Origin of the sequence: Vibrio nereis NBRC 15637 (assembly GCF_001591105.1) — a bacterium.
Classification (GTDB): domain Bacteria; phylum Pseudomonadota; class Gammaproteobacteria; order Enterobacterales; family Vibrionaceae; genus Vibrio; species Vibrio nereis.
Window position 1 is genome coordinate 143,354 of record NZ_BCUD01000005.1, and the last position, 24,218, is coordinate 167,571.

Annotated in this window: 21 protein-coding genes; 4 read left to right on the forward strand and 17 right to left on the reverse strand. The window is 46.4% G+C overall.

Annotated elements, in window-relative coordinates:
- Window positions 1-84: 84 nt before the first annotated feature.
- Window positions 85-1,551 (reverse strand): IMP dehydrogenase, encoded by a 1,467-nt coding sequence (guaB, locus tag VNE01S_RS07510; protein ID WP_053395257.1) that lies wholly within the window; start codon window positions 1,549-1,551, stop codon window positions 85-87.
- A 235-nt stretch (window positions 1,552-1,786) separates the two neighbouring features.
- Between guaB and xseA the strand changes: the two genes are divergently transcribed.
- On the forward strand, window positions 1,787-3,118 hold the full coding sequence (xseA, locus tag VNE01S_RS07515; RefSeq protein WP_053395258.1) for an exodeoxyribonuclease VII large subunit: 1,332 nt from the start codon (window positions 1,787-1,789) through the stop codon (window positions 3,116-3,118).
- On the opposite strand, the gene VNE01S_RS07520 is transcribed toward xseA, so the two are convergent.
- The 3 genes from VNE01S_RS07520 to VNE01S_RS07530 all read right to left on the reverse strand — a co-directional run bounded on the left by VNE01S_RS07520 (window position 3,115) and on the right by VNE01S_RS07530 (window position 5,992).
- Window positions 3,115-3,342, reverse strand: coding sequence for a zinc ribbon domain-containing protein (locus VNE01S_RS07520; protein WP_053395259.1), 228 nt, complete (start codon window positions 3,340-3,342; stop codon window positions 3,115-3,117). The two genes, xseA and VNE01S_RS07520, sit on opposite strands and share 4 nt — an antisense overlap.
- A 399-nt stretch (window positions 3,343-3,741) precedes the next feature.
- On the reverse strand, window positions 3,742-4,410 hold the full coding sequence (locus tag VNE01S_RS07525) for a response regulator (RefSeq protein WP_053395260.1): 669 nt from the start codon (window positions 4,408-4,410) through the stop codon (window positions 3,742-3,744).
- Window positions 4,403-5,992 carry an ATP-binding protein gene (locus VNE01S_RS07530; RefSeq protein ID WP_053395261.1) on the reverse strand — a complete coding sequence of 530 codons (1,590 nt, stop codon included), beginning with the start codon at window positions 5,990-5,992 and terminating at the stop codon, window positions 4,403-4,405. Before VNE01S_RS07530 ends, VNE01S_RS07525 begins: the two co-directional genes overlap by 8 nt.
- Window positions 5,993-6,263: 271 nt before the next feature.
- Between VNE01S_RS07530 and VNE01S_RS07535 the strand changes: the two genes are divergently transcribed.
- Window positions 6,264-7,670 (forward strand): DASS family sodium-coupled anion symporter, encoded by a 1,407-nt coding sequence (locus tag VNE01S_RS07535; RefSeq protein ID WP_053395262.1) that lies wholly within the window; start codon window positions 6,264-6,266, stop codon window positions 7,668-7,670.
- A gap of 46 nt (window positions 7,671-7,716) precedes the next feature.
- On the opposite strand, the gene VNE01S_RS07540 is transcribed toward VNE01S_RS07535, so the two are convergent.
- From VNE01S_RS07540 to VNE01S_RS07595, 12 genes are all read right to left on the reverse strand, one after another.
- Window positions 7,717-8,583: a metal-dependent hydrolase gene (locus tag VNE01S_RS07540; RefSeq protein WP_053395263.1), complete on the reverse strand. Its 867-nt coding sequence runs from the start codon at window positions 8,581-8,583 to the stop codon at window positions 7,717-7,719.
- A gap of 66 nt (window positions 8,584-8,649) precedes the next feature.
- A complete protein-coding gene (gene der, locus VNE01S_RS07545) occupies window positions 8,650-10,134 on the reverse strand; it encodes a ribosome biogenesis GTPase Der (protein WP_053395264.1) in 1,485 nt (494 codons plus the stop codon).
- Between the two features lie 159 nt (window positions 10,135-10,293).
- Window positions 10,294-11,454, reverse strand: a complete 1,161-nt coding sequence (gene bamB / locus VNE01S_RS07550) for an outer membrane protein assembly factor BamB (RefSeq protein ID WP_053395265.1) — start codon at window positions 11,452-11,454, stop codon at window positions 10,294-10,296.
- An 11-nt stretch (window positions 11,455-11,465) separates the two neighbouring features.
- Window positions 11,466-12,080 carry a YfgM family protein gene (locus VNE01S_RS07555; RefSeq protein WP_053395266.1) on the reverse strand — a complete coding sequence of 205 codons (615 nt, stop codon included), beginning with the start codon at window positions 12,078-12,080 and terminating at the stop codon, window positions 11,466-11,468.
- A 62-nt stretch (window positions 12,081-12,142) separates the two neighbouring features.
- Entirely contained in the window at window positions 12,143-13,411 is a 1,269-nt protein-coding gene (hisS, locus tag VNE01S_RS07560) for a histidine--tRNA ligase (protein WP_053395267.1), read from the reverse strand.
- Between the two features lie 30 nt (window positions 13,412-13,441).
- Window positions 13,442-14,560, reverse strand: a complete 1,119-nt coding sequence (gene ispG / locus VNE01S_RS07565) for a flavodoxin-dependent (E)-4-hydroxy-3-methylbut-2-enyl-diphosphate synthase (protein ID WP_053395268.1) — start codon at window positions 14,558-14,560, stop codon at window positions 13,442-13,444.
- An 8-nt stretch (window positions 14,561-14,568) separates the two neighbouring features.
- On the reverse strand, window positions 14,569-15,498 hold the full coding sequence (gene rodZ / locus VNE01S_RS07570) for a cytoskeleton protein RodZ (protein WP_053395269.1): 930 nt from the start codon (window positions 15,496-15,498) through the stop codon (window positions 14,569-14,571).
- Window positions 15,499-15,816: 318 nt separating this feature from the next.
- Window positions 15,817-16,941 carry a dual-specificity RNA methyltransferase RlmN gene (gene rlmN / locus VNE01S_RS07575; protein ID WP_053395270.1) on the reverse strand — a complete coding sequence of 375 codons (1,125 nt, stop codon included), beginning with the start codon at window positions 16,939-16,941 and terminating at the stop codon, window positions 15,817-15,819.
- A gap of 203 nt (window positions 16,942-17,144) precedes the next feature.
- Window positions 17,145-17,573 carry a cysteine desulfurase sulfur acceptor subunit CsdE gene (csdE, locus tag VNE01S_RS07580; protein WP_053395271.1) on the reverse strand — a complete coding sequence of 143 codons (429 nt, stop codon included), beginning with the start codon at window positions 17,571-17,573 and terminating at the stop codon, window positions 17,145-17,147.
- Between the two features lie 51 nt (window positions 17,574-17,624).
- Window positions 17,625-18,437 carry a tRNA cyclic N6-threonylcarbamoyladenosine(37) synthase TcdA gene (tcdA, locus tag VNE01S_RS07585; protein WP_053395272.1) on the reverse strand — a complete coding sequence of 271 codons (813 nt, stop codon included), beginning with the start codon at window positions 18,435-18,437 and terminating at the stop codon, window positions 17,625-17,627.
- Window positions 18,438-18,522: 85 nt separating this feature from the next.
- Window positions 18,523-19,626 carry a murein transglycosylase A gene (gene mltA, locus VNE01S_RS07590; protein ID WP_053395273.1) on the reverse strand — a complete coding sequence of 368 codons (1,104 nt, stop codon included), beginning with the start codon at window positions 19,624-19,626 and terminating at the stop codon, window positions 18,523-18,525.
- A gap of 68 nt (window positions 19,627-19,694) precedes the next feature.
- Window positions 19,695-20,177 carry a DUF2850 domain-containing protein gene (locus tag VNE01S_RS07595; RefSeq protein WP_082331668.1) on the reverse strand — a complete coding sequence of 161 codons (483 nt, stop codon included), beginning with the start codon at window positions 20,175-20,177 and terminating at the stop codon, window positions 19,695-19,697.
- A gap of 157 nt (window positions 20,178-20,334) precedes the next feature.
- On the opposite strand from VNE01S_RS07595, the gene argA reads away from it, so the two are divergent.
- Window positions 20,335-21,675: an amino-acid N-acetyltransferase gene (argA, locus tag VNE01S_RS07600; protein WP_053395357.1), complete on the forward strand. Its 1,341-nt coding sequence runs from the start codon at window positions 20,335-20,337 to the stop codon at window positions 21,673-21,675.
- Window positions 21,676-21,878: 203 nt separating this feature from the next.
- A complete protein-coding gene (locus VNE01S_RS07605; RefSeq protein ID WP_053395358.1) occupies window positions 21,879-22,064 on the forward strand; it encodes a hypothetical protein in 186 nt (61 codons plus the stop codon).
- A 47-nt stretch (window positions 22,065-22,111) separates the two neighbouring features.
- Here the strand turns inward: VNE01S_RS07605 and recD are convergent, their stop codons facing one another.
- Window positions 22,112-24,217: an exodeoxyribonuclease V subunit alpha gene (recD, locus tag VNE01S_RS07610; protein WP_053395274.1), complete on the reverse strand. Its 2,106-nt coding sequence runs from the start codon at window positions 24,215-24,217 to the stop codon at window positions 22,112-22,114.
- Window position 24,218: the final 1 nt, after the last annotated feature.

A 24,218-nucleotide genomic window follows, 5' to 3' on the forward strand; every position in this document is an offset into this window, starting at 1 on the left:
TAAGGCTAAGTGATTAAAACCGAGGCGAGTGTACTCGCCTCTTCTTAATGCTTCAAGGAAAAAGCAAACGTTTACGCCAGGTAATTAGTTACCCAAGCGGTAGTTTGGTGCTTCCTTAGTGATTTGAACGTCGTGCACGTGAGATTCTTGCATACCAGCGCCAGAGATACGTACGAATTCAGCTTTAGTTCGCATAGCTTCAACAGTTGCGCTACCAGTAAGACCCATGCTTGAACGTAGACCACCCATTTGTTGGTGCACGATCTCTTTTAGGCGGCCTTTGTATGCGATACGACCTTCGATGCCTTCTGGTACAAGCTTGTCTGCAGCGTTATCAGACTGGAAGTAACGGTCAGAAGAGCCTTGAGACATTGCGCCCAGAGAGCCCATGCCACGGTAAGACTTGTAAGAACGGCCGTTGTAAAGAATCACTTCACCCGGTGCTTCTTCTGTACCCGCAAACATAGAACCAACCATCACACATGATGCGCCCGCTACGATTGCTTTACAGATATCACCTGAGAAACGGATACCGCCATCAGCGATAACAGGAATACCGAATTCATTCGCTACTTCAGCCGCGTCTGCGATTGCTGTGATTTGTGGAACACCAACGCCAGTTACGATACGAGTTGTACAGATAGAACCTGGGCCGATACCTACTTTCACTGCGCTTACGCCAGCTTCGATAAGGGCTTTCGCGCCAGCACCTGTTGCCACGTTACCACCAATGATGTCTAGATCCGGGTAAGCTTCGCGCGTTTCGCGGATACGAGTCAGCACACCTTCAGAGTGACCGTGTGAAGAATCGATAAGCAGTACATCAACGCCCGCTTCAACTAGAGCTGCAACACGTTCTTCGTTGCCCGCACCAGCACCCACTGCTGCACCAACACGTAGACGACCACGGCCATCTTTACATGCATTTGGCTTACGTTCCGCTTTTTGGAAGTCTTTCGCAGTGATCATACCGGTAAGTTTGAACTCATCGTTCACAACCAATACTTTTTCCACACGTGCTTCGTGCATTTTTTCCTGAACTTCTTCCAGAGTCGCGCCTTCTTTAACAGAAGCCAGACGCTCTTTCGGCGTCATTACTACTGATACTTTCTTAGAAAGATCAGTAACAAAACGAACGTCACGACCAGTAATAATGCCCACTAGCTCGTTGTGCTCAGTGACGACAGGGAAACCCGCAAAGCCGTGCTTCTCAGTCAGGGCAACAACGTCAGCGATGGTTGCTTCTGGGTTTACAGTTACAGGGTCTGAAACAACACCAGCTTCGAACTTCTTAACTTTACGAACTTCTGCTGCTTGCTGCTCAATAGACATATTTTTGTGGATAAAGCCAATGCCACCTTCCTGCGCTAGAGCGATAGCAAGACGGGCTTCCGTCACAGTGTCCATCGACGCAGAAATCATTGGAATATTCAGAGTGATATTTTTCGTCAGCTGAGTGCGAAGATCAGCTGTGTTTGGGAGAACGGTGGAGTGTGCTGGCACAAGTAGTACGTCATCGAATGTCAGCGCTTCTTTGGCAATTCTTAGCATTTGCAATATCTCACAATTAGAGGAGTAAAAAGAACAATCCAAAGTCTCATCGTTTCGCATAATGAGGGCAGCGAGTTTTGATTAACAAGCTACATTTGGATTAGATATTGCGGAGGGATTATACGGTTAACACAATCTCTTGACTACAAGTTTTTTCAATTTTTTTCTTGCATTTACCCCCTTGATATGTATTATATTGCCGCTAATTTCCATACCTATGTCCGCGAGATTAGCTGTGCCATCTCAGACCAACCAAAATATCTTCACCGTTTCACGTCTTAATGCAGAAGTCCGTCTGTTGCTTGAAAATGAAATGGGCATCGTTTGGTTGATTGGCGAAATTTCCAACTTCTCAGCTCCTGTCTCTGGTCATTGGTACCTCACTCTTAAAGATTCTCGCGCTCAAGTTAAATGTGCCATGTTCCGTGGTAATAATCGTCGCGTCACTTTTAAACCTGCTAACGGCAATCAAGTTCTCGTTAAAGCACGTCTCTCTCTTTATGAGCCTCGTGGTGACTACCAATTAATCATCGAAGACATGCAGCCAGAAGGCGATGGTCGTCTACAACAAGAGTTTGAAGAACTGAAGATGAAGCTGGCGGCTGAAGGCTTATTCGCCCAAACCAGTAAGCTATCATTGCCTGAGCACCCTAAACGTGTTGGGGTCGTCACCTCCAAAACCGGGGCAGCACTGCACGATATTCTGGATGTACTGAAACGTCGTGATCCGTCTCTTCCTGTCGTGATCTACCCAACTACGGTTCAAGGTGATTCGGCAGCGATTGAAATCGCGCAAGCTATCGGCCGTGCCAATAGCCGTGACGAGTGTGATGTGTTAATCGTCGGTCGCGGTGGAGGCTCATTGGAAGATCTTTGGTGCTTTAACAATGAGATTGTGGCTCGCACCATAGCAGCAAGCCAGATTCCTATCATTAGCGCCGTAGGCCACGAGATAGATGTCACCATCGCGGATTTTGTTGCGGATATGCGTGCCCCGACACCTTCCGCAGCAGCAGAACTGGTCAGCCGAGATAATAGCCATAAAGAGCAAGCGTTTGTTGCAAGACAGCAAAAGCTGATGGACGCAATGCGTTATTATATCAGCCAGCAAGCTAAGCTATGCACCTCGTTGGCTCATCGTTTGGAAAGGCAGCACCCTAGCCATCAACTACAGCGCCAAAGCCAGCAACTCGATGATCTACAACTGCGTTTGCAACGTTCGATGGATCAGTTTATTGCTTCACGCCTTCAGAAAGTCGAGCGCCAGCAGTACAAACTTCAATTGCACTCGCCAGTAAAACGACTCAACCAACAAAAGTCGTCTTTACAGTATTTAGAACAAAAACTGCTTGATGCAATGGACAGAAAGCTGCTCAGTACTAGGCACCAACTCGCGTTAGCAGCAGAAAAGCTTGATACCGTAAGCCCGCTAGCCACCTTAAAACGCGGTTACTCCATCACACAAAGCGAGTCGGGCAAAGTGATCACCAGAGCGAGTGATACTAAAACGGGTGACACTCTGGTCACCCGCTTATCCGATGGCGAAATCCATTCCACCGTCATTTAATCTTCAAGTTTTTGAAATTCAAAACGAACGCGTGATTTCGACTTTAATTCATTACACGTATTACAGAAGTAATTCGCCGCACCACACGCTTGCAGCTTCTCTAACTCCGCATCGCAATCAGGACAATACCCTACTTTTTTAAAGTTAACCGAACATGGTTCACAATGATATTGTCCTCTCCAAACTAATTCGCTTTGACAATTTGGGCACTTATTCTCGTTCATGCTGTTGAACTCTCTTACTGACTAAATTAGCTAAACCTAAAATAAACTCTCTTGGTAGTACCCGCTATGATCTTCATCATAGTCCTTTTAGTCCTCCTATCCGGCCAGATTTTCTATTCTTCCAAATGATCTTTGTTCGATCATCGGTAAAAGCCACTTTGATCAGCGATCTGCCCCTAAAAGAACATTTATATAACCACACACCGAAAGCATAAGTTACATATACTGTATTTGAATTTATAAAGGGATAATAATCTTAAATTAGCTTTGTTAAAGCTGCTTTTTGGTTTTTAATAAAAAGATCACTCGGAGGAATGGAAAACTTACATGCGTGTGTATTTCGATTTGATGACGGTAATACATACGGGGTAACAAAGCGTATTTGTTTAATGCTTCCGTTTAGTTTGGCTGTGGACGCCGATAAATTCGCGTAGGTCTTCCTACTTTCCCATGCTCTAAAAATGCAATCAAATCTCCATTTTCTACCGCTTTATCAAGATAACGCCGGGCAGTGCTTTTACTCATACCAAAAGACTCTGCTACCTCACTCACCGTTTTATCGATATTTGCATTATGAAACTGCTCGATAACTTGTTTTAACGTGTACTCATCGGTACAAGCAGACCTTTTTGACTGATGAGAGCGATGAAACAACGAGTCGACAACGCCCTGAGCCAGACTTTTCCTTTCTTTAAGAGTCTGCTGAATCAGACAAAACTTGTTAAGGCTGTCTTTTAATCGACTATAATCCAACGGTTTAACTAGGTAATCTAAAGCACCATAGCGGAGCGCTTTTTGCACTGTATCAACGTCATTGGCAGCTGTCACAAGGATGCATTCGGAACGCTTTGGCAGTGAAAGCAGCTCCCTAACAAATTCGACACCTAACCCATCAGGAAGGTAATTATCGACAATCAGCAAATCAACCTGAACAACCGAAATCACTTCTCTTGCTCTAGCGAGATTAACGGCTGTCCCCAAAACCTGAAAGCGCTCATCTTGCTGAATAAAGTGCGCATGTAAAGCGGCAATATCTTTGTCGTCTTCGACAATCAACACATTAAACATCTTGCCTCCTTGGAAAATAAACCGTAAAGAGCGTTTCGTCAGCGTCGCTATCTAACTCCATATGCCCTCCGGCTTCTTCCACAATAGTTTGCACTAAGTGCAGCCCAATACCATGATCTTGAAAATTATCTTTCGTCGTATAACCAAGTTGGCACAACACTTCTAGGCTGACATGAATCATAGGACCATTATTAGATACGGCTAATACGTGCTCCGTGCTCGTTTCATACATGGTAATTCGTACTGTTCCTGTCGGTGTATCACTTACCGCCTCAATACCGTTGCTCATTAAGTTACCAAGCAGTGAACTTAACAACTCTTCGTCTAAGTGTGTCGGTAGCTCGCTCCAACCATCAAGTTCGTCCAAATTAACGTCCACGTCCTTTTCTGCCGCTTTTCCGACATTGGCCAAAATTAGCCCGGAGATAAGCGGGAGAGATTGAAGCTGTTTGACGCTATCCACGCTGGCTTGATTGGTTTTTGATTGCGAGAGCGCTAAGTGCAGTGCTTGCTCTACATGACCAAGTTGTAAAAGCCCGGCTAACGTAGACAGCTTGTTCTGATATTCGTGACGAGTCACCCTCAACGACTCCAAATAATGGCTGACTTGACTGATCTTGTTCGACAGCAGTTGAAGCTCTTGTTGGGTACGTAAACTGAACACAGCACCGGATGTCTCCTCATCTTGATCACGTAACGTTACGCGGGTAATCACTAGATTTCTTCCATTCACTCTTACTAACTTATCGATAAAATCTTCGCCAGTTAGACAAAATGCCACTTCTTCAGCGGTCAGTTCAGACAACGGCTGGTGGGTCGCTACCTGCTTTTTTATCCCCAGTAGCCATCGCGCAGAATCGTTGATTAGATAAACATTATTCTTGCCGTTGATCGCCAAAATACCCTCATGTGCCGCTTGTAAAACTCCTTGATTGGTTTTGAGTGCTTGACTTAACTGCCAAGGTTCCAAATGTTGCATTTTATCCCCAACGTATTCTGAAAAACGCCAAGCGACAACAACAGACAGCGTAAAGGTAAGGACGGCGAAAATGATTAAAGGAGACAGGGTTTCTTCATTGACGACCGCTATAGATTGATTCAAATAACCGACTTTTATCATGCCGATAATGTCATCACTTTGATTAAGCAGAGGAGAAATATAGCGTACCGAGGGCCCAAGAGAGCCAACACTATGAGATAAATAAGACTCGCCCGTTGTTAACGCTCGCTCTATATCCCCACCAACAACGGGCAAGCCGATCCTCTCTTCTACGGGATGCGCTAAACGAATGCCGTTGCTGTCACTAACGGTAATAAAGTCTGCATCGGTCACATTTTGTAGAACATCGATAATGCTGCTGACCTTTGTATGATCTTTCATTTCTACCGCCGCGAGTAAGCTTGGTAATTTGGCAAGTTGCATGGATTGCACTTGAGCACGCAAAGCCACTTGATCTGAGAGCACTTGGTTCAGTCTTTGGGTACTGACCATCCACCAACCGATAGAGCTTAACGTCAATGCACCACATAACAGCAAGGTTAGATGCATAGTAAAAGAGTGAGGAAATTTACGCGTAGCCATAGATTAGGCAAGTAGATGAACCATGCCCTTAGCATACGAATTTATTGATATGAGATCAGTGTAGAGCACCGCGAAATTGAAAAAGATCCCACTCATGACGTTTATGATTTTTATTATTTCAATAATGCTTATCTCATGACTTTTTCACCGCCAATGCGGTTGTCTTTTGATTGTTTTATCAAACTTGTTACAAGCGGTTTTTTTGTTGATTTAACACAGGTTTATACACTGCTTAATCACTAAGTTAGTAGGAAATCTTAAGGAGGTTTCTATGCTGACTTCAACCAATATACGATTGCTTTCACTAGCAATTATCGGGGTGCTACTCTGGTTCAGCCCGATCCCAGACGGACTGACAGAACAAGCGTGGCACATGATGACTATCTTTGTCGTCACGGTCCTCAGTTTGATCATCGCTCCCTTACCACTCGGCGCAATGGCTCTAATGGGCCTGACTGCCGCAACATTACTGGATGTACTGCCAATTAGAACCGCACTGACGGGCTTTGCCCATCCAACGATTTGGATGATCGCTGCCGCGTTTTTTATTTCCCGTGGTTTCATTAGCACAGGCTTCGGTCGTCGCGTCGGTTACTGGTTTATTTCTAAGCTCGGTAACAGTTCATTGGGGTTGGCGTACGGTCTTGTGTTGACGGATCTCCTGTTTGCCCCAGCGACACCAAGTACAACAGCACGCTGCGGAGGCATCATCTCGCCACTATTTCGCTCGGTCGCCAATGCTTACGACTCGGATCCAGAAAAAGGGACAGAAAACAAAATTGGCGCTTTCTTGGTTCAGTGTATTTTCCAATGTAATGCCATTACCTGTGCGATGTTTTTAACCTCGATGGCTGGCAACCCTTTAGCGGCCAACTTTGCCAAAGAGCAAGGAGTTGAGATAACTTGGGGCGCTTGGGCACTCGCCGCCATTGTACCTGGGGTGGTGTGTTTGCTCTTAATTCCACTGGTGATGTACTTGGTTTTCCCACCGGAATTAAAGAAAACGCCAGAAATGCGCCTTATCGCGCGACAAAAGCTCGCTGAAATGGGGGCTATGACCCGCGATGAGTGGATGGTGTGCATTACCTTTATTGGCATGGTCAGCCTGTGGGTTCTGGGGCCAACACTCGGTATTCATTCTACAGTAACCGCATTGTTAGGCTTGGTCTTCTTACTGTTTACTCGCACCATTACTTGGGATGCAGTGCTGCAAGAAAAAGAAGCATGGCATACCATCACATGGTTTGCGGTACTGGTGATGATGGCCGCTCAACTCAATAAGTTGGGCTTTATTGGCTGGTTTGGAGACATGATTGGTAGCTCACTGTCAGGTTATGGTTGGCTGACCACGATGGCTATCTTGCTACTGGTTTATTACTACAGCCACTATATGATGGCGAGTGCGATGGCACACATCAGCGCCATGTATTCGGCCTTCTTAGCCATTGCGATTGCAGCGGGTGCTCCCCCTATGCTGGCCGCCATTGTTCTGGGTATGTTCAGTAACCTTTATATGTCTACCACGCACTACTCTTCAGGGCCGGCTCCAATCCTGTTTGGTGCGGGCTTCCACAGCCTACAAAGCTGGTGGAAGATTGGCTTTGTGTTCTCACTTATCGTGATTCCGGTGTTCTTCTTTATCGGCGGCGCATGGTGGAAACTACTTGGAATGTGGTAAGTGACACGTGTAAAAATGCCCGCATGTTGCGGGCATTTTAAAGCACTTATTTAGGCTTTACTTGCGTCAGCATTTCAATGTTTTGCTCATCAAGCTGACGCAATTGCACCTGTATTGTCTCGAACTCATCCAAACTTTGAGTATGAGTACCACCACACGGAATCACCGCAACCTCCCCTTCTTGGAAATCGCATTTCCAGTAACGAGAGTCCGTCAAAAACTCACCATGGCAGTCCATCGATATCTCTGAGCCCAACTCTAACCAAGAAACCACTTGCTGATTGACCAGATTCTGTAAGCTCGCTAGGTTAGCTAACACATCTGCGCTGTTAAGGCCTCTTTTACGCAGCGTCTTCCCTAAACGATAAGTATCGTGACACTCATCAGGAGTGACAAAGCTCGTAACCTGCGCGTAACTGTTAAAATCGTAATGACCATGAGGATCTTTACGGTCGGCATCTTTGCGCCAATAGCCGTTTTCATTCAATACTTTATTCAATGCTAAATACGCGATATGGCCTGCGCTGTGACCTCGACTCAGTGCATCCTGATAGGCTTTATCCACTTTTAGCTCAACCATTTGCCCCGGCTGAATATCGTGTTCAGAACCTTCTAAACAATGGACCACCACGAATGCCCATCCTGGGGTGTCGCGCTTTACGGGAATTTCCTCACCAATAAATAGCTTTCCATTTTCCAACTCTACAGCCCCTACTTGGCAATCTGTCACTGTGTGCGCATCTAACAGGCCGCGATCGGCAGGATGGTCCGGCCAGATATGACTAACAGGGTGAAAAGGAGTCTCTTTTGTCACAACAAAAGTCTGTTGTGGAGTCTGTATACTCAAAAGCACCTTTGAGTCGAGTTGCCAAGTGTTATGGCAAAAACGTGTAATAGTGGGTGTGACTTGCATTGTTTCCTTCCAGCATAAAAAAAGCGCCTTTAGAATTCTAAGGCGCTTTAAACATTAACTCATTATTTATTTTTTGCGATTTTTCATCATACCCATCAAGCGTTTGCGTTTACGCTCTTGAGAGAGAGTCATCTTGTTCGTTTTGTTTTCAAACGGGTTATCACTGCTCTGGAAGTTGATACGGATTGGTGTGCCCATGATTTCCAGAGATTTACGGTAGTAGTTCATCAGATAGCGCTTGTACGAATCTGGTAGCTCATTTACTTGGTTGCCGTGAATAACCACGATTGGTGGGTTGTAACCACCCGCGTGCGCATACTTCAATTTCACACGACGACCACGAATCAACGGCGGCTGGTGATCTTCTGTCGCCATCTTCATAATACGAGTCAGAACAGAGGTACCCACACGTGTTGTCGCAGACTTGTACGCTTCTTGAACCGATTCGAATAAGTGACCAACACCTGTACCGTGCAGTGCAGAAATAAAGTGAATACGAGCGAAATCGACGAAACCTAGACGACGATCCAGCTCTTTTTTCACGTGTTCTTTCACGTCTGTATCCAAACCATCCCACTTGTTCACTGCGATAACAATCGAGCGACCTGCGTTTAGCGCAAAGCCTAATAGGCTCAAGTCTTGATCGGAAATGTTTTCACGCGCATCGATAACCACAAGAACAACGTTCGCGTCTTCGATCGCTTTCAACGTTTTAACTACTGAGAACTTCTCGACAGTTTCATTGATGCGTTTACGACGACGAACACCCGCAGTATCAATCAATACGTACTCGCGACCATCACGTTCCATCGGAATATAGATAGAGTCACGCGTCGTGCCCGGCATATCGTAAACTACCACACGCTCTTCACCTAAAATACGGTTGGTCAGCGTTGATTTACCCACATTTGGACGACCGATGATGGCAAGTTTGATCGGCTGGTCTTGAAGACGCTTGAACTCGGCTTCCGCCTCTTCTTCTGTGTAATCTAGCTTCTCTTCTTCGTCGATAAAGTCAGTAAGATCTTCGATTTCACCTTGTGCTTCTTCAACCATTTTTTCTGCGAATGGGTTTAGAGCACGGTCAATCAGAGCGCCAACACCACGGCCATGAGCAGCGGCAATCTGGTACATGTTTTCAACGCCCAACTGCCAGAAATCCGCCGATGCCGCGTCCGCATCAATACCGTCAACTTTGTTAACAACCAGCATGGACGGCTTTTCAACTTTACGTAGGTGATTTGAAATCGCGATATCTGATGGTGTTAGACCAGCACGGCCGTCAACCATAAATAACACCACATCAGCTTCATCAATCGCAGCTAGCGATTGCTCTGCCATCTTGGTTTCTACGCCTTCTTCTGTGCCGTCAATACCGCCGGTATCGATAACAATGAACTCGTGCTCTCCAAGCTTAGCTTGACCATATTTACGGTCACGAGTTAAGCCAGGGAAGTCCGCAACCAAAGCGTCACGAGTGCGAGTCAATCGGTTAAATAACGTTGATTTGCCAACGTTTGGACGCCCTACCAGAGCAACAACAGGTACCATAACAACCTCTACAATATTCTTACTTATGTAGTTATAGGTAATGACTTGTCGGCTGACCAGTGTTTACCTATAACTACAGTTTTAACTTATGCTTATATCAATAAAACGGCTCCCAACTGAATCACCAGCTAGGAGCCGAATGTGAATTGTATCACACGATTAATCGTTAATCGTCAGTTTCTTTACATCACCATCACGAGTCGTTAAGACGTAACCACCCGGCACAACTAATGGTGGAACGGCAAAGCCGCTGCTGTCGACTTCTTGTGTTGAGACAAATTCGCCACTACTACGATCGACCCAGTAAAGGTAACCTTCGCTATCACCGACAACAACATAACCTTCGATCACTTTTGGAGCAGTCAATAATCGGTGCTCTAGTTTGTCATTTGACCACAGCTCCGTGCCACTGCGTGCATCAAATGCCATAAGGTGATCTTTGTCTGTCACGACAAATATACGACTACCATCGCTTGCTAAATCGGTCGCTGATGAGTGGTTACGCTTCCACACTGGCTTGCCTGAACGCAAGTCAATCGCGGTCAGTTGGCCATTAAAACCAATCGTGTACAGAGCGCCGCCAAGAACCAACGGAGACGCATCCACGTCCACAAGTCGATCGATTTCAGTCGCACCTTGCGGGGAACCGATTGGCTGTTGCCAGATTAACTGACCACGCTCGGCAATTGCAGCCGCCAAACGACCGTTTGCCGTTCCCCAGAACACACCACCGGACAGAGCAACAGGAGCACTGCTACCGCGTAAAGTCAGATTTGGAACTTCAGTGCTAATCGCCCACTTCTGGCTACCATCTTCTTGATTTAGAGCCAGCAGCGTACCTTTGTTCGTGTTCACGATAACTAGGTTACTATCTGTCGCAGGCGCAGCCAGAACCTCACCGTCCACATCGACACGCCAGTTTAGCTCACCAGTTTCTTCGTTGAGCGCCAAAACTTGACCGTTTTCACTGCCCATGAAGATTTGGCTATAGCCCGCCGTAATACCGCCAGACAAGCGAGCTGGAACATCGCCTTCGACGTCTTGTTCCCACAACATTTTGCCAGTTTCAGGGTCTAGGGCTTTAACCAAGCCATCTCTGCTCGCGACAAAAACTTTGCCATAAGCATACGCAGGAGAAAGTTTAGAGTAGTAATGTTCAACGCCACTACCAATCGATGCGTTCCAAATTTTCTTTGGAGTAAACTCACTATCGATATTTGGAACGGGTGCCATGATGACGGTATCTTCTTCACTTGCACAGCCTGCCAGTATTCCTGCAAATATCGCCACTGACAGGGCTTTTTTCAGCATTCCCTTCATGCTTTGCACCCTTATTTGGCTAGGTCATCCAACTTCATTTTCAGCGTTTGGCTTGCATCACCAGATTGTTGCGCTTCTGTGTATGCTGCGTAAGCGCCTTGAGAGTCACCTTTACGAAGCAATACATCACCACGAAGCTCTGCAACACGGCCTGCCCAGCTTTCGTCACTGATGTTGGTCAGTTCTGCCAGAGCACCATCGAAATCGCTTTGTTCAGCTTTAACGCGCGCTAAGCGGTAGTGGATAACCGCCAAAAGTGCTTGGTCAGAGGTTGAAGTTTTTGCCCACTCTAGCTGAGCTAACGCTTCATCAAAGCTACCAGCTTCGACTTGTACTTTTGCTAATTGAAGCGCAGCAAGTACGGCATATTGAGTATCGCTGTTTTCATCAATAAAGCTTTGCACACTACCTTCAGCGTCGGCCCCTTTTGCGGCCAACTCTTGCACTGCCTGAGTGTAGCTCTCAGAGGCTGCTTCTTGCGCAGCAGTGACAGAATCTTGGTAATAACGCCAACCAAATAGGCCACCTAAACCGATAACCGCACCAAAAATGATCGCTTTACCGTTTTCTTTCCACCAATCTTTGATCGCTTCTACTTGTTGTTCTTCAGAATCGTAGAGTTCCACTTCCTGTCCTCTTAAATCTAAAAAAGTGGCGACTGACGTTCGCCACTTCCAAAATATGTTGTTTACACTAATTCAGCGAGCTTTGTGATGACTTCTGACTGGCTGTACGTTTCTTGCGTACCACCCAGTAGGTCTTTAAGCACAACAGTGTTGTCAGCCACTTCGTTTTCACCCAGTACAAGAGCCGCCGCTGCGCCAACTTTATCTGCTCGTTTGAACTGCTTCTTAAAGTTGCCACCACCAAAGTGGTTCATCACTCGCAGGCCTGGTACTTGTTCACGTAATTGCTCAGCCAGTTTCATACCCGCCATCATAGTGCCTTCACCTGCGGTCACCATGTAGACGTCGACACTGCGGCGTACATCTGTAAGCTCCAGCGTTTCTAGCATCAGTACTAAACGCTCAAGCCCCATTGCAAAGCCTACTGCCGGCGTTGGTTTACCGCCGAGTTGCTCAACAAGACCATCGTAGCGACCACCACCACATACCGTACCTTGAGCGCCTAAGCTCTCAGTGATCCACTCAAATACTGTGCGGTTGTAGTAGTCCAAACCACGTACAAGTCGCTCATTAACTGTGTATTCGATGCCTGCTGCGTCAAGAAGTTCACACAGACCCGCAAAATGTTGCTTAGATTCTTCGTCAAGGTAATCAGAAAGGCGAGGAGCATCACCTAAAACCGCCTGAACGTCTGGGTTCTTAGTATCTAGAACGCGCAGAGGGTTGGTGTGCATACGGCGCTTACAATCTTCATCAAGAATGTCCATATGCTGCTCTAGGAACTCGATTAACGCTGTACGGTAGTTTGCACGTGCATCCAAAGAGCCGATAGAGTTCAACTCTAGTCGAACATGTTCAGCGATACCAAGCTCACGCCAAAGACGCGCGGTCATCATGATAAGCTCTGCATCAACGTCTGGGCCATTCAGACCAAAGACTTCGACGCCACACTGGTGGAACTGACGATAACGGCCTTTTTGAGGACGCTCGTGGCGGAACATTGGTCCCATGTACCATAGGCGCTGCTCTTGGTTGTAAAGCAGGCCGTTTTCGATACCTGCGCGAACACAACCCGCTGTACCTTCAGGACGAAGCGTTAGGCTGTCACCATTGCGGTCTTCAAACGTGTACATTTCTTTTTCTACAACGTCTGTAACCTCACCGATTGCACGGCTAAATAAATGAGTCATCTCAACGATTGGCATGCGCACTTCATTGTAACCATAAGCGCTGACTACATTTTTTACTGTGTTCTCAAGTTTTTGCCACAGTGGAGATTGAGTTGGGAGGCAGTCGTTCATGCCTCGAATTGCTTGAATAGTTTTTGCCACGATAATTACCGTAATTTTCGTTGAGAGTGTTTAATCTTGAACTTTAACGTCAATGCGATTGTGTTCATCCATCACTGCTGCTTTCGCGCGGATTTTGGCTTCGAGCTGACTCACAAGATCATCATTGTCAAAACGCTCTTTCTGACGTTTACCGTCTTCATAGAAGGCGCTTTTCTTGTTGCTGCCAGCCAAGCCTAGGTGTGAGACTTCTGCTTCACCCGGTCCATTAACAACACAACCAATAATAGAAACATCCATTGGTGTGATAATGTCTTCCAGGCGCTCTTCTAGGGCGTTGACCGTACCAATAACATCAAACTCTTGACGTGAGCAACTTGGGCAGGCAATAAAGTTAATGCCACGAGAACGAATGCGCAGGGATTTAAGAATATCAAAGCCGACTTTGATCTCTTCCACAGGGTTAGCTGCAAGAGAAATACGCAACGTATCGCCAATGCCTTCCGCGAGTAGCATGCCAAGCCCGACAGACGATTTCACCGCACCAGCACGTGCTCCGCCCGCTTCAGTAATGCCTAAATGCAGTGGCTGGTCAATTTTCTGAGCCAGTAATCGGTAAGAGTCTACGGCAAGGAATACATCCGATGCCTTTACGCTCACTTTGAATTGATCAAAGTTAAGACGTTCGAGAATGTCTACATGGCGCATCGCCGATTCCACCAAAGCTTCTGGTGTTGGCTCGCCGTATTTCATCTGAATGTCTTTTTCCAGAGAACCGCCGTTCACGCCGATACGGATTGGGATGTTTTTATCGCGTGCGCAATCAACAACCGAACGAATACGGTCTTCATTGCCGATATTACCTGGGTTGATGCGTAAACAGTCCACACCGTATTCCGCTACTTTTAGCGCAATGCGGTAGTCAAAATGGATATCAGCAACCAGTGGGATATTCACTTGCTGTTTAATTTGCTTGAATGCTTCAGCGGCGTCCATGGTTGGTACAGATACACGCACGATATCCGCGCCCACATTTTCCAGCGATTTAATTTGTGCAACAGTCGCGTCAACGTCTGTTGTTCTGGTGTTTGTCATGGACTGCACCGCAATTGGCGCGCCATCACCAATAGGTACATCACCCACATAAATACGAGTCGATGGGCGACGTTTAATAGGAGATTCGTGATGCATAGTAATTTCTAAGGTAAGGTGAATCTTGCGACTTTGCCTGAAGTATACCCAGAAAGGTCGACAGGTTCACTTGATAATGTCATTGAAACGTTTTCTGGTGCGCCTAAAACCACTTTATATGGCATGGCACCCGTCAATTCCAGTTTCTCTCCAGCTTTTTTTACGCCCGAAGAGAGCGTATTTCCAGAATTGTCTTTAACTTGAACCCAGCAATCACCATTAAATTGCAAATTCAACAAGTTAGCTGCCACTTCAGGCACCGTGGATTCTTCTACCTCAACCGGAGCACTTTCCAGTATCGCGTTTTCAGTATCGCCTTCGGCCAGCGTATTATCACTTTGCTCATCCACTGTATCAGTAGCCTGAGCAGGCGTGTCATCAAGAGTGGTGAACTTATGTTCTGCTTGCGAGGCAGTCTCTTCAAGGTACAACATTGGATCTTGTTGCTCAGCATTACCTAGCTCTTGCTCAATTTCTTGCTCTTGCTCTGTGGTTTCGGTTAAGTCGACCATCGATGTTTGCTGGTTTTGCCACCACCATACGGAGGAAATACCCAGAATAACAGCCACAATCCCCCAAGTCAGGATCATGATGCGGCTATCATGCTTTTCACGTTTTGCCTTGCCAGAGAAACTTTTCATTTCGTGCTCTTCTGGCTCAGGCTTATGCTCACTTGCATAGGCTCTTAGGACTTCATTGATATCCATACCTACCGCTTTCGCATACGAGCGGAGATAACCTTTCGTAAATGTGGCAGATTGATCAGAAGCAAACTGGTTGCTTTCAATATCTTCAATGATAGTGACGCGCAAACGAAGCCTGTCGGCCACTTGTTTCTGGCTTAAACCTAATTGCTCACGCTTGTGTTTTAATAATGTACCTGCTTTTACTGCGGTGTGATTTTCTTCTGTTGCTGTCGTCTCGTTTTCAGCTGTCATACTTTACTTCATCTCTTTACTGAACGAGCAAGTTTCAGGTCACTTTTCTTATTCTTAGTTGGTAGTGAGACTAGAAACATACTCTAAATTTATTGTTGGGAGACCTAGCCTCTCATCAGTTGTCGCTCCACAAAATAACAGAGTGGTCACTCTAAAGCGCTAACCTTTAATTCTAATAGATATAAAACATGAAACAACACAGTGGATACGCATTATTTACAGGCAGCTCAAGGTTTTTCCTTAAATTGACATTAGATACCAACTCTTTGTAACAAAAAAGCCAGAGCTGAGCTCTGGCTTAATGTATTTCTTTATCGTTTATACCGCTTTCACCGCGATGGCTTCGCCTTTTTCTGCTTTGAGCATCGCCGTACGTTTGGTTCGGTCAATCACGTCACCTACAAGCTGTCCACATGCGGCGTCAATATCATCACCACGGGTTTTACGAACGGTTACTGTATGTTCGTATTGCATCAACGTTTTTTGGAAACGGTCAATACGCGAGTTACTTGGCTTTTTGTATGGAGAGCCAGGGTACGGGTTAAACGGAATTAGGTTGATCTTACACGGCGTATCTTTCATTAGCTCCGCTAACTCACGCGCATGGTCCATATCGTCGTTCACGTGGTCTAGTAGAACATACTCTACCGTCACTTTGCCGCGGTTTGCGTTCGATGACGCAATGTAACGACGTACAGATGCCAAGAAGTCTTCAATATCCCAACGGTCATTGATTGGCATGATTTCACTGCGCAGTTTGTCATTTGGAGCATGCAGAGAAATCGCCAGTGCAACGTCAATCTTGCCGGTCATTTGATCCAGACCAGATACAACGCCAGACGTAGATACAGTAACGCGACGTTTAGACAAACCGAAACCAAGATCATCCAGCATCAGTTCCAACGCAGGGATCAAGTTTTTCATGTTCAGCAGTGGCTCACCCATGCCCATCATTACCACGTTGGTAATTGGACGACGACCCGTTTCTTTTTCAAGGCCGATTTCACGCGCAGCGCGCCACACCTGGCCAATAATTTCAGAAACCTTAAGGTTACGGTTAAAACCTTGCTGTGCCGTTGAGCAGAACTTACATTCTAGAGCACAACCAACCTGTGAAGATACACACAATGTCGCGCGATCATCTTCAGGGATGTATACCGTTTCGACATCTTGGTCGCCAACTTTCATCGCCCACTTGATGGTGCCATCTGAAGAGTGTTGAGCTTCGGCAACTAGCGGCGCTTTTACTTCACACTTGTGTTGAAGTTTTTCACGCAGTTTCTTGTTGATGTTCGTCATTTTTTCGAAGTCATCAACACCGAAATGGTAGATCCACTTCATGACTTGCTCCGCACGGAACGCCTTTTCACCTAATTCCTCAGCGAAAAACTGACGCATACCTTTGCGATCAAAGTCGAGTAGATTGATTTTTTCAGTAGTCATGTGGCCTCTCTGACGACGGAACATTAATTAAGGGCGCGAATTGTACAGCCTTTACGCAGTGACAACAAGGGGGCTAAAGCCATGTATTTTCTAAGGTGTTAATATCCATGCGATTAAAATTTAACCACCTATATTAAACCAAGAAATTCATCGCTAAATAACCGAAAACACGCTGTAAGGTTAGTAGGTTTAGTGAACACTAATTACGCAGACAGTTGCTTAATCTTCTCCACAATCGCTTTAAGGCCATTGCCGCGAGAAGGGCTCAAATGAGCAATCAACCCAAGCTTTTCGAAGTAGCTATCCACATCAAAGGATTGGATTTCGGCACTAGACTTGCCTTCGTAAGCAGCCATCACCAAAGCGATTAAGCCTCTGACAATACGTGCGTCCGAATCCGCACAGAAATGCCACTTTCCTTCTACCTGCTCACTCACCAACCAAACTTGGCTTTCACACCCCGAGACCGTCACCTGATCTGACTTAAGATCGTCAGGCATTTGAGGCAATTTTTTCCCCCACTGAATAACCTGACGATAACGGTCTTCCCATCCCTTAAAGTTTTGCATCGTCGCGACAATATCCTCAGCGGTAATGTCTTGACCGAACGGTGATTGTGGGAAAGATGACATAGCAATCTCCTAGCTGTGGCATTGTGAGCAAAAAAGTCGCTCGATAAAATATTAGGCGTTTTTGTATTTTTGGATCAGTTTTTCAACGATACGTGATACCGCAACAAAGCCGAACGTCGCCGTCACCACGGTTGCCGCACCAAAACCGCTTGCGCAGTCCATACGTTTCGGGCCTTCCGCCGTCGATTTAACGCCACATACACTACCATCTGGTTGAGGGTATTTAAGTTGCTCCGTCGAGAATACGCAGTCAATTCCAAATTTACGCTGCGGGTTCTTCGGAAAATTATGATGACGGCGCAGTGTGTCTTTGATCTTTTTGGCTAACGGATCTTGGATCGTTTTGGTCAGGTCGGCGACTTGAATCTGAGTCGGGTCTACTTGACCACCCGCGCCACCGGTGGTGATCACTTTGATTTTGTTGCTGCGGCAGTAGGCCAGCAAAGACGCTTTTGCTTTTACGCTGTCAATGGCATCAAGCACATAGTCGAACTCTTTACTTAAGTACTCGTGTTGATTGTCTGGCGTGATAAAGTCATCGATTAAGTTGACTTTGCACTCTGGGTTAATCAGCTTAACGCGTTCTGCCATCACTTCGATTTTACTCTGGCCAACGGTGCCTGACATTGCGTGGATTTGACGGTTGATATTAGTCACACAGACATCATCCATATCAATAAGAGTCAGCTCGCCTACTCCTGTTCGTGCCAGCGCTTCCACCGCCCAAGAGCCGACGCCACCAATACCAATTACGCACACGTGAGCAGCGCGTAGGATTTCGACTTCGCTATTCCCGTAAAGACGACGGGTACCGCCAAAGCGTTGGTTGTAGTTATCAGAAGCAGGAGTTTCAAGTTCGCGCATGGTGCAATTCTTCCGCCAAAAAGTAGTCCAAAAACAAAGAGTGCGATTTATACGCACTCTTTGGAAAAAAGTCTAGATGAGAAGCTTATTGTAACTTCTCGGGCGGCAATGCCCAAGGCGCCTGAGTGGCGGTGTTGTCTAAGCCTAACTTCCACACTCGCCCAAAATGCTTATAGTGCCCAGCTTCTGTTCCAGCGCGAGGCCCCATGCCATGATACAGATCCAAGTGGTTGCGCTTTACGGCCCCGCCAGTATCTAACACAATAAGCAGCCTTAACTGATGAGCACCACTCCAACTTCCGTCGGCATTCAGTAACGGTACTTCCGCCAATATTGGCGTACCCATAGGGAAAATTGAGCGGTCACCCGCCACAGAAGCCATCGGCAATAATGGAATACCTGCCGAGCCAGTCACTGGCGCATCAGCTTGTGGACTAAAGAAAACATACGATGGGTTTTGCTCTAGCAGTTCTCGCACCACACCGTCATCGTTCGCCAATACCCACTCTTTGATCGCTTTCATCGACATTTTTTCACGCGGGACTTCTCCTCGCTCAATCAGCACTTTGCCGATACTGACGTACGCTTTGTTGTTCTTGCCACCGTAAGCGAAGTATTCCAGCGTATCGTCGTCTTCAAAGTGCACAAAACCGCTGCCCTGAACTTCCATCAGAAAGGGATCAATTCTGTTTGGTGCGTAACCAAGCTCTAGCCCTTGCCCTTCCAACGCCCCCGCATAAATTTGTGCTCGGGTTGGACAATTTGAACCACAATTTGGCTTGCGATATACCGGATATTTGAATGTTTCGTTCGGCTGATGGCGCAGTTCCATCACTGGCGAGAAGTAACCAGTAAACAGCACGTTCCCTTTTTTGTCTCCGCCACCTAACTGAGCCGCTTGAATATCAAAATTGGATAATTCACGCGGGTCACCACTTTGTAATACCCATTCATTCAATTTTTCATACAGTGGCTGGTAAATAGAAGCCATTCTCGGCGATTTATTGACTACTTGCTCAGCCTGTTTATGGAACTCGGTAAAATCTCTCGGCTTGTTAGATTCAACCAACGATGTTTTATTCAAAACTGAGTTAAATTCACCATCTAGGTATTGTTGAGCTCTTTCGTTAGGTTGCGCGCAGCCAAGAAGTAGTGTGGCTGCGGCCATTGGAAGATATTTCTTAATCACAGGTTTATTCCTTTCCAGCTATCAGTGCAGGATGACAAACTCGAAGGAATAGCGCAACGAGAGGGCCGTTAACGCATGTTATTTTTAAACTTTTCTGACAATCGATACACAGGCTGGTAATGATTTGCCGAAATAAGCTTCATTTCCGTATAGTCAGTGTTCAACACCTTAAAGCGGCGCACGGCATTTCCGACCTGATATTCAACGTACTTACCGTCAAATGAAAACTCGGTTCCGACAAAACGGCCGTTCATTTTTACTCCTTTGGCGCTAAGGGTAAAACTGTGCGCCGAATAGCCAGCCACACCTTGTTCAACCCATGTGCCATGTAATGGTGCTTTAGGATAAGCAACTGATAGATAAAGGTCATAAAGTGGCCTAGCTAATACAAGCGTGATCATTAAGCTTGCGAATATACCCAAATGCATAAGCCGCTCAACCCACCTTTTCTTATTGGCTGTGAGTTTATCCACTTTATTTTTTGCTGCAGTGATACTAATTTTTTCACCTATCTCTCTAAACGTTGATTTGCTATGAAGCGAACATGGCATTCACCCACTCTCTCCATGCATGGCAACCTAATAACACTGGCTAGGATACCGAACAATGATCTAAATAAATAGTTTGCCTTTCAGCATTAAAAACCGCTTGCCCACCAAAGAATAAAATTGCAGTATATTTAAATATAAATTCACAATGGAACACGCCGTGAAATTAAGAAATACTGCTCTAGTTAAAGGATTCAGACAGTCTGTCCCTTATGTCAATGCCCACCGCGGGAAAACCATGGTCATCATGCTGGGCGGGGAGGCAGTGGCTGACGGTAACTTTTCTAACATCATCAGTGACCTCGCACTTTTACATAGCCTAGGCGTAAAAATTGTTCTGGTTCACGGTGCCAGGCCGCAGATAAACTCAATCCTCGAACAGAACTGTTATGCAACGCCTTACCACAAGGGCATAAGGGTGACTGATGAAACGTCATTGAATTATGTCATGCAAGCTTCTGGGCAATTGCAATTGTCTATTACTGCCCAGCTTTCGATGAGCCTGAGCAATACGCCCATGGCAGGTACACAGCTGAACGTGGTGAGTGGCAACTTTGTCATTTCACAACCTTTAGGCGTGGATGACGGCGTGGACTATTGCCACAGCGGTAAAATAAGAAGAATCGACGTTGACGGCATCAATCGCATGCTGGATCAAGGGTCGATAGTGCTGCTTGGCCCCATCGCCAGCTCAGTAACCGGAGAGTCGTTTAATTTACTATCAGAAGAAGTGGCGACTCAGGTTGCAATAAAGCTGAAGGCAGACAAGCTCATTGGGTTTTGTTCAGAACAAGGCGTGATTGACGAAGATGGTAACGCCGTCGCAGAACTGTTTCCTAAAGAAGCCGAACACATTTTACAAAACATGCTGAGTTCTCCAGAGCTACAGAACGAAAACTCGTCTGGAACCATGCGTTTTTTAAGAGCCTCTACGACGGCTTGCCGTGCCGGTGTACCACGCAGCCACTTAGTCAGCTACAAAGTTGATGGTGCACTAATTCAGGAGCTGTTTTCTCTGGACGGTATCGGTACACAAATTGTGCAAGCCAGTGCCGAGCAGGTGCGACTCGCTGATATTGATGATATTGGTGGTATTCTCGATTTGATCCGGCCACTGGAAGAGCAAGGGGTGTTGGTTCGCCGCTCAAGAGAGCAACTCGAGCAAGAGATCCATCAATTTACCATCATAGAAAAAGATGGGTTAATTATCGGCTGCGCCGCGCTATACCCTTATGTTCAAGAGAAAATGGCCGAGATGGCATGCGTGGCGATTCACTCTGAATATCGAGATGGAAACCGCGGGCTTTTACTGCTCAACCACATGAAGTTGCAATGTAAAGCGCAAGGTATAAAGCAACTGTTCGTTTTAACCACGCACAGCTTACACTGGTTCCGCGAACAAGGTTTTCACGAGATGAGCGTAGATTTTCTCCCTTCGCACAAACAGAATTTATACAATTATCAGAGGAAATCTAAAGTATTGGCGATAGAGCTCTTTTAGCGACAGATGTATCAATAATGAGACAAATTTTCACCAATATCATTCTTATTACCTTCTAGATCCCCTTTATATTGCCCTGATAATTGGTTAATATTTCGGCTCCCTACATCAGGGAGCCCACTGGACTTACTCCACTCAGTTTTATTTAGCTGAGCCGCAAGGATTGCTTGAGGTTGAAACAACATCAATACGAGCAAAACCCGATGAAAACCATTATTTGTAATTCTGTTCAAAGCTTTTGGGATATGGCAGACAACCACTTACTCGAAGGTTTGGATGTCCATTGCGCCTTCCCAACAACGGAAGGGCTCAAAGCTTTTATTCTCAACTACAAAGAAAAATACGGTATTCGCAGCATCTCTTTTACCACGGTCACCGCAAACGCCTAATAATCATGAGATCATGTGCAAACCACGGATGGTTATGCCTAACCAGTTCAGTTCCTCAAACGACTGACTAAACCACTTGCCCGCTCGGTTCTCACTTTGATCCCTCGCTTTACCACTCGCTCATCGGCATACAGACTCAAGCGATTTTTCGCCCGCGTAATTCCGGTATAAATCAGCTCCCGGGTTAAGATCGGGGTAAATTCCGGAGGTAAAATCATCAACGTGTGGTCAAATTCACTGCCCTGAGATTTATGGATAGTCATCGCATAAGCGGTTTCATGCTCAGGAACGCGGCTTGGTAAGACCGATTTCACCGAACCATCTGGCAGTTCAAAGAAGACTTTTAACTTACTCTCACCATCCACATCAGTTCGAATACAAATGCCAATATCGCCATTATAGAGCCCTAATGCATGATCATTGCGCGTGACCATCACTGGCCTGCCGTGATACCAAATCTCATCAGACACTTTTATCAGTTTGCGTGCCGCCAACGCCTTTTCAACACGTAGATTCAACCCCGTGACGCCAAAATCCCCCTCCCGAATCGCGCACAGCAGGCGGCATTTTGCAAATGCGTCCAAGGTGGCTTTCGCTCGCTGTTCAATCGATTCTGGTTCTTCCGTATCTGGATTTAACTCAATTTGATCCATACGCTTTAAATAGCCACTGTATTCACCGACCAGAGTTTGAATCAGTTGATTATAGTGCTGGCTATCAATTGGAAAATTCTTAATATCCGCAAATGCTTTTTGCCACACTAAGTCAACGCGTTGTGCCGAGCCAGCGTTCACCGCTTTCGCCAACTGACCAATGCCGGAACGAGCGTCGAAGCGATAACTCTTTTGCAGCATGCACAAACTGTCTGCAATGCTCTCGCTTTGGCTCACTCCGCGCGACAGGGTTTGATACCCAGTCAACTGCGACACCAACTGCGCCTGCCCAGAGCTATAGCCAAATTGATTGAATGAACAAATGTCGCCCAACACTGCGCCCGCCTCTACAGACGCAAGCTGGTCTTTGTCACCCAGTAAAATTAAACGCGCGTATTTTGGCAATGCATCCACCAGCTTATACATCATGGGCAAATCCACCATTGAGGCTTCATCCACCACCAAAATATCTAGGTGCAGCGGATTGCTTTGGTTGTGACGAAACTCGGCGCTGTTCGGTATCGCCCCTAGTAAACGGTGGATGGTGCTGGCATCGGTGGGTATCGCCTGTTTCAGTTCCGGCGATACAGGCAATTGTGCTACCGCTTTACCAATCGACTCCGTGAGTCGCGCTGCCGCCTTACCCGTTGGCGCAACCAGTTTAATGGTCGGCGGCTCATTGCCTTGTTTAGATTGCTCAATCAACGCTGCAAGTAGCTTGGTGACCGTCGTTGTCTTACCTGTACCGGGTCCACCAGAAATCACCGCAAAGTTTCTCGTCAGTGCGATCGCCGCAGCCACCTTCTGCCAGTTCACGCAATGCAATAACGGCACTAACTCGTTCAATACGGTTAACTGCTCCACTCTGCTTACGCCAATCAGCTTTTGGTCTATGGCAGGCCAATCGAGGTTTTCCTCGTTGACCACATCCAGGTGATCACAAACCATTCTCTGACGCAGCACATGCGACGACTGCCCCGTTTGCTCCGCTTTTTTAAGATCTTCAAACAGATAGCGATAGTTCCTGGCAAACAAGTGATCCAATAATTCGGCAAGCTTTTTAACTTCATCGAGTTTTAGGTTCATGGGTGACCCAAAGCTATTTAACCGCTCCGCTAAGGCCACTTCGTAATGCCAGTAACGGTGTAAATAAAGCCTTTCACCATCAAAAATCATCGGTACGGGTTCGCCTGATTTACCGACCAACGAAGCATTAGCTAACTTTTTAGCCCAATCAATCGTGACAAGTTGCTGGTTCAGCTCTAACGCAGAATCTCCAAACAACCCGAGCTTTGCGGCCAAGTCGGTGCTTTGTCCCTGAGAGTCACTCAGTGGTAAACAAATATGCCCTTTGCCCAACTCACTACTCACCACTCCAGCAATGAACGCCAGTTGTTCATCTTGCGATTGGGCGAGAATGAATCTAGCAAATTGGTAATCAAGCTGACGAACAGAGCCTTTATCGGCCAATTGTTTTAGCGTAGCAACAAGGTTGGTCATG